General features: G+C 74.2%; 11 protein-coding genes. 9 read left to right on the top strand and 2 right to left on the bottom strand.

What is annotated here, in order from left to right:
• Nucleotides 1–97 precede the first annotated feature (97 nt).
• From ACPU2J_RS08515 to ACPU2J_RS08480, 8 genes are all read left to right on the top strand, one after another.
• The gene (locus tag ACPU2J_RS08515) at nt 98–880 is read left to right on the top strand and encodes an IclR family transcriptional regulator (protein ID WP_361591796.1); all 783 of its coding nucleotides are present in this window, start codon (nt 98–100) and stop codon (nt 878–880) included.
• Between the two features lie 125 nt (nt 881–1,005).
• Nucleotides 1,006–2,454: a peptidoglycan D,D-transpeptidase FtsI family protein gene (locus ACPU2J_RS08510; protein WP_361591788.1), complete on the top strand. Its 1,449-nt coding sequence runs from the start codon at nt 1,006–1,008 to the stop codon at nt 2,452–2,454.
• Between the two features lie 61 nt (nt 2,455–2,515).
• Nucleotides 2,516–3,031 (top strand): GNAT family N-acetyltransferase, encoded by a 516-nt coding sequence (locus ACPU2J_RS08505; RefSeq protein ID WP_420081177.1) that lies wholly within the window; start codon nt 2,516–2,518, stop codon nt 3,029–3,031.
• Nucleotides 3,032–3,136: 105 nt separating this feature from the next.
• The gene (locus ACPU2J_RS08500) at nt 3,137–3,844 is read left to right on the top strand and encodes a DsbA family oxidoreductase (RefSeq protein ID WP_420081178.1); all 708 of its coding nucleotides are present in this window, start codon (nt 3,137–3,139) and stop codon (nt 3,842–3,844) included.
• A 70-nt stretch (nt 3,845–3,914) separates the two neighbouring features.
• On the top strand, nt 3,915–4,979 hold the full coding sequence (locus ACPU2J_RS08495; RefSeq protein WP_423833031.1) for an aminotransferase class V-fold PLP-dependent enzyme: 1,065 nt from the start codon (nt 3,915–3,917) through the stop codon (nt 4,977–4,979).
• Between the two features lie 56 nt (nt 4,980–5,035).
• Nucleotides 5,036–5,833: a hypothetical protein gene (locus tag ACPU2J_RS08490; protein WP_423833030.1), complete on the top strand. Its 798-nt coding sequence runs from the start codon at nt 5,036–5,038 to the stop codon at nt 5,831–5,833.
• A gap of 78 nt (nt 5,834–5,911) precedes the next feature.
• Entirely contained in the window at nt 5,912–6,997 is a 1,086-nt protein-coding gene (locus tag ACPU2J_RS08485; protein ID WP_420081181.1) for an amidohydrolase family protein, read from the top strand.
• 192 nt (nt 6,998–7,189) lie between these two features.
• On the top strand, nt 7,190–8,149 hold the full coding sequence (locus ACPU2J_RS08480; RefSeq protein WP_420081182.1) for an SCO1860 family LAETG-anchored protein: 960 nt from the start codon (nt 7,190–7,192) through the stop codon (nt 8,147–8,149).
• A 110-nt stretch (nt 8,150–8,259) separates the two neighbouring features.
• Here the strand turns inward: ACPU2J_RS08480 and ACPU2J_RS08475 are convergent, their stop codons facing one another.
• Together ACPU2J_RS08475 and cobC are read right to left on the bottom strand one after the other, a co-directional pair.
• Complete coding sequence (locus tag ACPU2J_RS08475) at nt 8,260–9,486, bottom strand: CapA family protein (RefSeq protein WP_423833029.1); 1,227 nt, start codon at nt 9,484–9,486, stop codon at nt 8,260–8,262.
• 99 nt (nt 9,487–9,585) lie between these two features.
• The gene (gene cobC, locus ACPU2J_RS08470; RefSeq protein ID WP_420081184.1) at nt 9,586–11,037 is read right to left on the bottom strand and encodes an Rv2231c family pyridoxal phosphate-dependent protein CobC; all 1,452 of its coding nucleotides are present in this window, start codon (nt 11,035–11,037) and stop codon (nt 9,586–9,588) included.
• 187 nt (nt 11,038–11,224) lie between these two features.
• Here cobC and ACPU2J_RS08465 point away from each other — a divergent pair, with 187 nt between their 5' ends.
• A complete protein-coding gene (locus ACPU2J_RS08465; RefSeq protein WP_361591773.1) occupies nt 11,225–11,950 on the top strand; it encodes a ZIP family metal transporter in 726 nt (241 codons plus the stop codon).
• Nucleotides 11,951–11,953 lie beyond the last annotated feature (3 nt).

The raw sequence follows: 11,953 nt of genomic DNA, 5'->3' as shown, positions 1-11,953 counted from the left end.
CTGAACGCCGTTCCGGTGGATGAATGATCACATCTGCTGCGGACTCTATTTCCGGGTCCTCCGCGTGACAAGAGGCGACCAGAGGGGAAGCAGGCGTATGACGACGGCCGAGTCGGGGGTCCCCGCCCAGGCGGCACCGGTCAAATCGGCGGTACGGACGGTCCTGCTGCTGGAGCACTTCGCCGCACGCCCGGGCCTGCACAGCCTCGCCGACATCCAGAACGACCTCTCCCTCCCCAAGTCCAGCCTCTACATGCTGCTGCGCACGCTGGTGAACCTGGGCTGGGTGGAGACGGACGCGACGGGCACCCGCTACGGCATCGGCGTGCGGGCCCTCCTGGTCGGCAGCTCCTACATCGACGGCGACGAGGTCGTCGCCGCGGCCCGGCCCACCCTCGACCGGCTGTCCGACGACACCACGGAGACCATCCACCTGGCCCGGTTGGACGGGACCAGCGTGGTCTACCTGGCCACCCGGCCGTCCCGGCACTACCTGCGGCCCTTCACCCGGGTCGGGCGGCGGCTTCCCGTGCACTCGACGGCCCTCGGCAAGGCCCTGCTGGCCACGCACACGGACGCGGAGGTGCGGGCGCTGCTGCCGCGGAGGCTGGAGGCCGTGACCGAGCACACCACCACCGACCGTGAGCTGCTCATCGAGGAGCTGGCGCTGGTGCGGGAACAGGGCTACGCGGTGGACCGGGAGGAGAACACGCTCGGGCTGCGCTGCTTCGGGGTGGCCGTGCCCTACCGCACGCCGGCCCGGGACGCGGTGAGCTGCTCGGTCCCGGTGGCGCGGCTGACGCCGGCGCACGAACAGGTCATCAAGGCGGCGCTGTTCGAGGCGCGGGACCGGCTGACGATGGTGACGCGCCGGATGTGAGGCGGGGCGCGGCCGCCGCGCGGGGCAGCGGGGAGCGCCGACGCCATCATGAAGAAAAGCTGAGAACCCGGCCACAATCGGGGCAGAGCGGAACGGCCCGGGCCGCTGGGACGTCTCTCCGGGAGATGAACAAGACGATCAGGCGTGCGTCGGTCTTCTGTCTGCTCCTGGTGCTGGCCCTGCTGGTGCGGGTCACCTGGGTGCAGGCGTACCAAGGCCGGGCCCTCGCAGAAGACAAGAACAACCGCCGCAATGTCATCGGGCAGTACGAGAACCCGCTGGGCAACATCATCGTGGGCGGGGAGGCGATCACCGGCTCGGAGAAGACGGGCGGCAAGGACTTCGGCTACAAGCGGACCTACGTCGACGGCCCCCTCTACGCGCCGGTGACCGGCTACAGCTCCCAGGTCTACGGCACGAGCATGCTGGAGGGCATCTACAAGAACGTCCTCAACGGCTCCGACAGCCGGCTGAAGACCGTGATGGACATGCTCACCAACAAGCGGGCCGCCCCGGGCAACGTCCTCACCACCATCGACAAGGACGTGCAGAAGGCCGCCTACGACGCCCTCCAGGGCAAGCAGGGCGCGGCCGTGGCCCTGGACCCCGGGACCGGCGAGATCCTCGCCGTCGTGAACAACCCCTCTTTCGACCCGGGCACCATCGCCGGGGCCAACGACGAGAAGGCCTGGACCGAGCTCTCCGCGGACAAGGGCAAGGCCATGGAGAACGTGGCGCTCCGCAAGCCCCAGGCGCCCGGTTCCACCTTCAAGCTGGTCACCCTCACCGCGGCCATCGAGAACGGGCTCGTCTCCGACATCGACCGGCCGACCGGGATCCCCGACCCGTACACGATCCCCGGCACCCGCACCCTGCTGCCCAGCGAGGCGGGCTCCGCGGCCTGCAACAACGTCTCGGTGCGCACCGCCCTGCGGCTGTCCTGCAACAACGTCTTCGCCGAGCTCGCGTACAAGCTCGGCCAGGACAAGATGCGCGCGACCGCCGAGAAGCTCGGCTTCAACACGCAGATCGACACCCCGGTCCGCACCAACCCGCCGAGCAAGTACCCGTCGAAGAAGATGTCCGTCGACCAGGTCGCCCAGACCGGCATCGGCCAGTTCGACGTGCAGGCCACCCCGCTGCAGATGGCCATGGTGACGGCGGCCGTCGAGAACGGCGGCAAGCTCGTCGCCCCGCACATGGTCTCGGAGGTCACCGACGCCAACGGCAACGTGCTGGAGAGCTTCAAGGACCCCAAGTCCCAGCAGGTCATGAAGGAGAGCACGGCCTCGATGATCCGCGACGCCATGCGCACGGTGGCCACCGAGGGCGGCGGGAAGCCGGCGCAGGTCGCGGGTGCCGAAGTGGGCGGCAAGACCGGCACCGCGCAGCGCGGCGTCAACAACAGCCTCGCGCCGCTGGCCTGGTTCACCTCCTACGGCAAGCAGGGCGGCAAGCAGATCGCCGTCGCCGTGGTCATCGAGAACTCCGACACCGACCGCTCCGAGATCGGCGGCGGCAAGCTGGCCGCCCCGATCGCCCAGAAGATGATGCAGGCCTGGCTGAAGAAGTAGCCCGGCCCGCCGCGGCCGCCGCGGCCGCCGTGCGCCGGGAACCGCCGGAGGTTCCCGGCGCGTGTCCTCATCCATGATCAGGACCGCGCACCCCGCCGACCTCGACGCCATCGCAGCCCTCCACACCCGGGCCCGCGCCACCTACTACCAGGGCCACATACCCGAGGAGGCCTACGCCGGGCAGGCCGAACGGGACCGGACCCGCGAGGGCTGGACCCGCGCGGTGGCCCGCGACCCCGCCGAGGGCGGGGTCCTCTGCGCCGAACAGGACGGACGGCTCACCGGAGTGGCCGCCTACCGGACCGAGGACGGTGTGACCACGCTCACCCAGCTGCACGTCGACCCTGACCACTGGCGCCGCGGCACCGGCGCCGCCCTGCACGCCGCCTGCCTGGAGGCCTGGCGCCGCACCGGGGTCCGCCGCGTCCGGCTGGAGGTCTACGAGCACAACCTGCGCGCCCAGGCCTTCTACGCCGCCCAGGGCTGGACCCCGGACCCCGCCGACGACGGGGCCGCCGGCACCCACCGCATCCTCCGGCTGGAGATCGGTCCCGGCCCCGCGGCGTCCGGGGAATGAGACGCGGGGGCGGACGGTTGACCACCCTTGGCCGAAGAAACCGTTTCGTCCCGGTACCCCGTACCCGGTACCCCGTACCCCGCGACCCCGGAGAGAAGAAGGAACATGCGCGTCGAGATCTGGAGCGACATCGCCTGCCCGTGGTGCTACATAGGCAAGGCCCGCTTCGCGAAGGGGCTGGCGGAGTTCGCCCACCGCGACGAGGTGGAGGTCGTCTTCCGGTCCTTCGAGCTCGACCCGGGCGGCGCCAAGGGCGTGACCGCCCCGGTCGTGGAGATGCTGGCCCGGAAGTACGGCCGCACCCTCGACGAGGCGCGCGCGATGGAGGAGCACGTCGCGCAGAGCGCCCGCGCCGAGGGGCTGACGTACCGGACCGAGGGCCGTGACCACGGCAACACCTTCGACATCCACCGGCTGCTGCACCTGGCGGCCGCCCGGGGCCGCCAGGAAGAACTGCTCGACCTCGCGTTCCGGGCCAACTTCGGCGAGGAGCGCTCCGTCTTCGACCCCGAGGTGCTGGCCGCCCTCGGCGTGGAGGCCGGGCTGGACGAGGCCGAGGTACGCGCCGTCCTCGCCGACGACTCCGCCTACGCCGCCGAGGTCCGCGCCGACGAGCGCGAGGCCGCGGAGCTGGGCGCGAACGCCGTGCCGTTCTTCGTCCTGGACCGCCGCTACGGGATCTCGGGCGGCCAGCCGGCCGAGGTGTTCACCCGGGCCCTGGAGCAGGCGTGGGCCGGCCGGGCCGTGGAGGAGCCGGCCGACCCCGCCGACGCGTGCGAGCCCGACGGGTCCTGCGCGGTCCCACAGGTATAAGTATTCCTTGGGGTGGACGCGTAAAAATCGGCAATGGACTTTGGGTCCCCCCTCACGCAGAGTGGAGGGCATGGATCTTCCGCTCGCCGAGGCGACCCGTGCCGAGTTCGCTCCCTCCACCACCTACCTCAACACCGCCACCTGCGGCGTCCTCCCGCTGTCCGCCGTCGCGGCCGTACGTGAGCTGGCCGAGGCCGCGGGGGCCGGCGCCCCCGCGGGCTTCGGGGACTTCGACCGCGTCGACCGGGTCAGGGCGGCCTTCGCCCGCCTGGTCGGCGTGGACACCGGCCGGGTGGCCGTCGGCTCGGCCGTGGCCACCCACGTCGGCCTCGTCGCCGCCTCCCTGCCGTCCGGCGCCGAAGTCCTCTGCCCGGAGGGCGACTTCGCCTCCGTGATCAACCCCTTCGTGGTGCGCGGCGACCTCACGGTGCGCTACGCGCCGCTCGCCGCCCTCGCCGAGGCCGTCGGCCCGGACACCGCCCTCGTCTCGCTCAGCGCCGTGCAGTCCGCCGACGGCCGGATCGCCGACCTGGCGGCCGTGCGCGCCGCCACCGCCGCACACGGCGCCCGGATGCTCGTGGACGCGACCCAGGCGGCGGGCTGGTTCCCCTTCGACGCCTCGCCGTACGACTACACGGTCACCGCCGGCTACAAGTGGCTGCTCGGCGCGCGCGGCGCCTCGTACCTGACCGTGTCGTGTGAGGCCCAGGACTCCCTCGTCCCGCTCCACGCCGGCTGGGTCGCGGCCGAGTCCATGTGGGACGCCACCTACGGCCCCATGCCGGAACTGGCCCACGGGGCCCGCCGGTTCGACGAGTCGCCGGGCTTCCTCGCCTACCACGCGGCCGAGCCCTCGCTGGCGCTGCTCGAACGGATCGGCATCGACGCCGTCCACGCCCACAACACCGCCCTCGCCGCCCGCTACCGCGCCGGTCTCGCCCGCCTGGGCCACGAGCCGGTGCCCGGCCGGGCGGCCATCGTCTCGGTCCCCGGACTCGCCGGCCGCCAGGCCTCCCTCCAGGCAGCGGGGATCGCCACCTCGGCCCGGGCCGGCCTGCTGCGCGCCTCGTTCCATCTCTACACCACGGAGGCGGACGTGGACCGGCTGCTGAACGCCCTGGAGGACCGGGCCTGAAACCCCGCGCGCGAGCACGGGTCCCGTTGTCGGACCCGGGTGCCAGACTGCGCGCCATGTCCCTCGCCGAACTCACCCTCAGCCACTGGTGCTCCCTCGACCCGGCGGCGGCCCGGCGCCTCGCGCAGCGGGCCGCCGACGCGGCCGACGGCCGCCTGACGGGCTTCGAGACCGCTCCGCACCGGGGCGCGCCCCTGCACCGGGTCCGCATCGAACGGGACGGGCAGGCGTTCGCCCTCGTGCCGGGGGGCACGGTGTCCGTCGGCTTCGACCTCGACCGCTGGCGGCCGGCGCCCGGTCAGGAGGCCGACTACGCGGCGAGCCTGGAGCAGGGCTTCGGCTCCGGCCCCGACCTGCGCGCCCACCTCGCCGGCCTGCTGAGCCCGCGGCGCAGCGCCGATCTGCCCGCGCTGCTCGTGGCGGTGGAGGACGAGGAGCTGACCGTCCCGCCCGCCGAGGTCCCGGACGTCCTCGCCGCCCGCGGCCTGCGGATGCCCACCCCCGACGAATGGGAGTACGCCTGCGGCGCCGGTGCGGCCACCCTCTTCCGCTGGGGCGACGACTGCCCGCTGGACCGGATCCCGTACGGGGACCGCGGCGGCCCGCAGAACGGGCCGAGCGCCTTCGGGCTGCGCATCGCCCACGACACCTACCGCGCGGAACTGACCGGCGACCCCGCGGCCGTGCACGGAGGGGACGGCGGCGAGTCGGTGTGCGGGGGCTACGGCAACCTGCTGGGCTGGCTCCCTCTGGCCACCGCCAACCGCAACCCGTCCATGGCCGAGTTCGTGCACGGACCGGACGGCGACGGCCTGTACGAGGACTTCTCCACACGGCCCGTCCTGCCCCTGTGACGGGCCCCGCGCCGGCCGGGCACCGCACCGGCAGCTGGCGCCCGCCCGCGCTCCGCGGGCCGCGCGTACAGTGCCGCCATGAGCGATGTGCTGCACGTGAAGGGACGGGTGCTGGTCGGGCCCGACGAGGTCCGCGACGAGCTCTGGGTGGTCGGCGGGAGGATCTCCTACGACCGGCCGCCGGCCGCCCGCGAGATCACCACGGTCACCGGCTGGGCCCTGCCCGGGCTGGTCGACGCGCACTGCCACGTCGGGCTCGACGCCCACGGACCGGTCGACGCCGAGACCGCCGAGCGCCAGGCCCTCACCGACCGCGACGCGGGCACCCTGCTCATCCGCGACGCCGGATCGCCCTCCGACACCCGCTGGATCGACGACCGCGACGACCTGCCGAAGATCATCCGGGCGGGCCGGCACATCGCGCGCACCCGCCGCTACATCCGCAACTACGCCCACGAGATCGAGCCCGCCGACCTCGTCGCGTACGTGGGCCGCGAGGCGCTGCGCGGCGACGGCTGGGTGAAGCTCGTCGGGGACTGGATCGACCGGGACGCCGGGGACCTCACGGCGTGCTGGCCGCGCGCCGAGGTCGAGGCGGCCATCGCCGAGGCGCACCGGCTGGGCGCCCGGGTCACGGCCCACTGCTTCGCCGAGGACTCGCTGCGCGACCTCGTCGAGGCGGGCATCGACTGCATCGAGCACGCGACCGGCCTGACCGAGGACACCATCCCGCTCTTCGCGGACCGCGGGGTCGCCATCGTGCCCACCCTCGTGAACATCGCGACCTTCCCGAAGCTGGCGGCGGGCGGCGAGGCCAAGTTCCCGCGCTGGTCCGCCCACATGCGCAGGCTCCACGAGCGGCGCTACGACACCGTCCGCTCCGCCTACGAGGCGGGCGTCCCCGTCTACGTCGGCACCGACGCGGGCGGCTCGCTGCCGCACGGGCTGGTCGCGGCTGAGGTCGGGGAGCTGGTGAAGGCCGGGATCCCGCCGCAGGCCGCGCTCTCCGCGACGACCTGGGGGGCGCGCGAGTGGCTCGGCAGGCCGGGGCTCACCGAAGGGGCGCCGGCGGACCTGGTGGTCTACGGATCCGACCCGCGCGCCGACGTGCGCAGCCTCGCCCAGCCGATGCGGGTGGTCGTGAACGGGACGGTGCGGGCCTGAGGACGGGGCGGGCCTGAGGGCGGAGCACAATTCGAATCCACGCACGGAAACCACCCTTTGGGGTGAAGTGCCGTTGGATCGCTGCCCGTTCACCCACATTGAGTAAGGATTCCGAGGGTCGAAGCCGTCGGCGCGCGCGATGTCCCCCATTGGCCGCGCGACGGCACCCAACTCCTCGGGGGTTCCACCACCTTGAACAGCAATACCTTCCGCATGCCCGCGGCCGCGCTGCTCGCCACGGGAGCGGTCGCCCTGCTCACCGCGCCCCCCGCCCACGCCACCGGCGGCGGGGGCGGCTCCGAGGGCAAGGCCGGTGCCGTCGTCCTGCGGGCCGGCCTCGACGTGGGGCTGCTCAACAAGACCGTGCACGTCCCCCTGAAGACGACCCTCAACGAGGTCGAGGCCCCGGCGGCCCCGGCCGAGAAGACCGCGCTGACCGTCACCCTGGACGGGGTCGAGGGCAACAAGCCGGTCAGGGTCCTGCGCGCCGACGTGGCCACCTCCAAGGCGTCCGCGGACCGGAAGCGGGCGGAGGCCGAGGCGAACCTGGCCAAGGCCACCGTGCACGTGCCCGGCCTGCCCCTGCTGTCCCTGATCGAGGTGGAGAAGGTCACCTCCAAGGCCGTCTGCGAGGCCGGGAAGAAGCCGGTGGCCAGCGCGAACGTCCTCGGCACGGTGACCGCGCTCGGCAAGAGGGTCACCCTGTCCGCGGGCGGCCCCACCACGCTGGACGTCCCGGGCGTGGGCAGCGTCCGCATGGAACTGTCCGGCACCCAGACCACTTCCACCACGGCCGCCGCGGCCGCGCTCCGCCTCAAGGTGGCGGTGAACCCCCTCAACCTGAACGTGGCGCAGGTGGACGGCGAGATCGTGCTCGCGGAGGCGCGCTGCGAGACCCCGAAGGGCACCGCGGCCGCCGCGAACCCGCCCGCGCAGGAGCCCGGGGACCCCGACGTCAAGACCCAGACGGGCACCGGGACGGGTACGGGCACGGCGCCCGGCACGCCGGCCGGCTCCGGGACCCCGGCCGGCGCCAACCTCGCCGAGACCGGCGGCGGTTCGATGACGCCCTACATCACCGGCGGCGCGCTGTCCCTGCTGGCCCTCGGCGGCGGCGCGCTCTACCTGACGCGGCGCGGCCGGACCTCCTGAGCCGGGTCCGGCAGGCCCCGCCCGCCAGGCGGGACGTGCCGGACCCGAGGGCCGGACCCGAGGGCCGGGGCGCCGGTGCCGTCGCCCGGGGAGCACACGGAGGGGAGTGCTCAACGGGTGGCGTGCGTCAGCCCCTGGCCCTCGGCCCCGCGCGAGGTGACCGCCTCGGTGACCTGCCGGTCGATCCGGGCGTACTCGGTGCGCTTGGCGGCCGGCAGCGATCCGTCGGCGGCGGCGCAGGAGGCGCAGACGACACGGAAGGGCGGGCCCGTGTCCGAGTACTGCGTGAGGTACTCCGCCTTCACCACCTCCCAGCGCCCCGGCCGGTCCGCGGCCGGGGCGAAGGTGAAGCGGGGCACCGAGGACCGGTTGCCGCGGAGCTTGTCCGCCGGGACGAAGCTGGCGACCTGGTCGCCCATGCCGAAGACCACCCACGTCCCGTTGATCTTCTCGTAGGGCTGTGGAACGTGGTTGTGGGTGCCGATGATCAGATCGATGTCGGGGAGGCCGTCGGCGGCACGGGAGGCGGTCAGCTCCTGCGCCAGTTCCGTCTGCTGCCGGTCGGGGGCCGTCTGCCACTCGGTGCCCCAGTGGACGCTCAGCACCACCACGTTCGCCCCGCGGGCCCGGGCGGCACGCGCGTCGGCGATGATCCGGTCCCGGTCGATCAGGTTCACGGCCCACGGCTTGCCCTCGGGGAGCGGTATGCCGTTCGTGCCGTACGTGTACGAGAGTTGGGCGACCTTCGCGCCGCCCGCCGAGAGCAGCGCCGGTGCCGCGGCCTCCTCGGGGCTGCGCGCCGACCCGGTGTGCGCGATGCCGACCCGGTCGAGGTGCTCCAGGGTGCGGGCCAGACCGTCGTAGCCGTCGTCCAGCGTGTGGTTGGAGGCGGTGGAACACCCGTCGTACCCGGCGTCGTGGAGCGCGTCCGCCAGCTGGTGCGGGGCCTTGAAGGCGGGGTAGCCGGTGTAGGGGCCGCCGGGGCGCCCGTACGGTATCTCGTGGTGGCACAGCGCCAGGTCGGCCGCGGAGACCAGCGGTGCGACCCCGGCGAATATCTCGCGGAAGTCGTACTCCCCGGACTTCCCGGCGTCGGCCGCCGCGCGCCGGACGATCGAGGGGTACGGGATGATGTCGCCGGTCGCCACGAGGGTGAACGGCCGGCCCGTGACCGCGTCCCGCGACGGGGCCGGCGTACCGGGGCCCGGCTCGGCGCCGAGCCGCTGCCGGGAGTCCGGCGCACCGCCCCCGCCGAACAGCCCCGGTGCGGCGAGCACGCCGCCGCCCACGATCGCCACCCCGGCGAGCACCACGCCCGCTCTGGCGGATGCCTTCATTCCCGACCCCCGGTGATGCGTCCCGATGCGGGGATCGTCACGCGACCCCGCGCCCCGGGCCATCGTAGGCGGGCCGTCCGGGTGACCCCCTGCCGCGGGTCAGCGGGAGGTGAGGGTGAGGGCCCGGTCCAGTGCCTGGAGGAGCCGGCCCGTCGTCGCCCGGTCCCGGACCGCCAGCCGCAGCCAGGAGCGGTCCAGGCCCGGGAAGGTGTCCCCGCGCCGGACGGCGAAGCCCAGGGCGCGCAGCCGGGTGCGGACCTCCGCGGCCTGCGCGACCCGGATCAGCACGAACGGCCCTTCCGCCACCCCCGCCACCTCCACCTCGTCGAACTCCGCCAGACCGGCCAGCAGGTGCGCCCGGTCCACCGCGATCCGCCTCGCCGCCTCCTCGGCCTCGGCCAGCGCGGTCGGCGCCACGCAGGCCTCCGCCGCGACCAGGGCCGGCGTCGACACCGGCCACAGCGGCTGCGCCGCCGCCAGCTTCGCCACGACCGCGGGCTCGGCCAGCACGTAGCCGATCCGCAGCCCCGCCAGCCCCCAGGTCTTCGTCAGGCTGCGCAGCACCACGAGCCCCGGCAGGTCCGTCCGCCCGGCCAGGGCCTCCCGCTCGCCCGGAACGGCGTCCATGAACGCCTCGTCCACCACCAGGATCCGGCCCGGCCGGGCCAGCGCGGCCAGGGTCGCGGCCGGGTGGAGCACGGACGTCGGGTTCGTCGGGTTGCCGATCACCACCAGGTCGGCGTCCTGCGGCACCTGCTCCGGGTCCAGCCGGAAGCCGTCCTCCGCCCGCAGTACCACCCGCTCCACCCGGTGCCCCGCGTCCCGCAGCGCCGCCTCCGGCTCGGTGAACTGCGGATGCACCACGACCGGCCGTACGGCGTCCAGGGCCCGCGCGATCAGCACGAAGGCCTCCGCCGCCCCGGCGGTCAGCAGCACCCGCTCGACGGGGAGCCCGTGCCGGGCGGCCACCGCCGCGCGGGCGGCGCGCCCGTCGGGGTAGGCGGCGAGGTCCCCGAGGGAGCCGGCGATCCGCTGCCGGAGCCACTCCGGCGGGGTCTGCGTACGGACGTTGACCGCGAGGTCCACGAGCCCCGAGCCCGCGTCGATCACCTCGGCGTCCCCGTGGTGGCGCAGGTCGTGGTCCTGGGCCGTGGCCACCGCGCAGGTCGCCGACACCGACCGCCGTTTCGGCACGAGCAGTTCCCCGCCCGCCGCGAGGGCCGCGGCCTCCGCCACCGACGGGGTGCCGGCCGCGCTCCGCACGGTCTCCGAGGGGTCCGGTACGTCGACGGCGGCCAGCCGGTCGGCCGGATAGCCGACCAGGGGCACGCCGAAACGTTCCGCCGCCCCCACGAGCCCCGGCTCGCCCGTCTTCGAGTCCACCGTGGCCAGCGCCGTCACGGCCTCCGGGGCCAGTCCGGCACCCCGCAGGGTCTCCTCCACCAGGGCGCACACCTCCGCGACGGAGACCCCCGCCCGTCCGCCGACCCCGACCACCAGCCGGGTCCTGTCCTCGCCCACCGGGGGCCCTCCCTCCGTCGTCACGGTCACCGGCACCTCACCGGACACCTGTCGTCCACCCGTCCCCCGGCCGCGGCCGCCGCTGCGACACGGGCGCCGTGCGTCGTGAGTCTCGCGCGTCCGGCCGCCGGTGACGAGCCGTCGGCGTCAACCGTTCTCCGCCCGCCCCGCCGGAGCGGACGTGCGCGGCGGCGGGGAAATCTGTATGCAGGGGCACATGGCCGTGATCGTGGCGCTGGGCGCGTTCCTGATGACCCTCGCGGGCGGATGGACGGCGCAGCGCGTCACCGACCGCCGCCACCTCGTGCTGGGACTGGCCGGCGGGCTGATGCTCGGCGTCGTCGGCCTCGACCTGCTGCCCGAGGCCCTGCACGCGGCGGGCGACGAGATCTTCGGCGTCCCGCTCGCCCTGCTGCTCTTCGTGGCCGGCTTCCTCGTCGCCCACGTCGTCGAACGCCTGCTGGCCGTACGGCATGCCGCGCACGGCGCCGAGGACGGCGCCCGCGTCCCGCAGGTCGGGCTCACCGCGGCCGCCGCCATGGTCGGCCACAGCCTCGCCGACGGGGTGGCGCTGGGCGCCGCCTTCCAGGTCGGCGGGGGCATGGGCGTCGCCGTGGCGCTGGCCGTCATCACCCACGACTTCGCCGACGGCTTCAACACGTACACACTGACCAGCCTCTACGGCAACGACCGCCGCAAGGCCCTGCTGATGCTGTTCGCGGACGCCCTCGCCCCGGTCGTGGGCGCGGCGTCCACTCTGCTGTTCACCCTTCCGGAGGAACCGCTCGGCGCGTACCTCGGCTTCTTCGGCGGCGCCCTGCTCTACCTCGCGTCGGCCGAGATCCTGCCCGAGGCCCACCACCGCCACCCCGCCCTGTCCACGCTGCTGTGCACGGTGGGCGGTGTGGCCGGCATCTGGCTCGTGGTGGGCATCGCGGAGTGATCC

Source organism: Streptomyces manipurensis, from assembly GCF_049570255.1.
In the GTDB taxonomy this organism is placed as follows: Bacteria; Actinomycetota; Actinomycetes; order Streptomycetales; family Streptomycetaceae; genus Streptomyces; species Streptomyces manipurensis.
The sequence above is the reverse complement of the archived record's forward strand: the minus strand, read 5'-3'. Positions and strand labels throughout refer to the sequence as shown.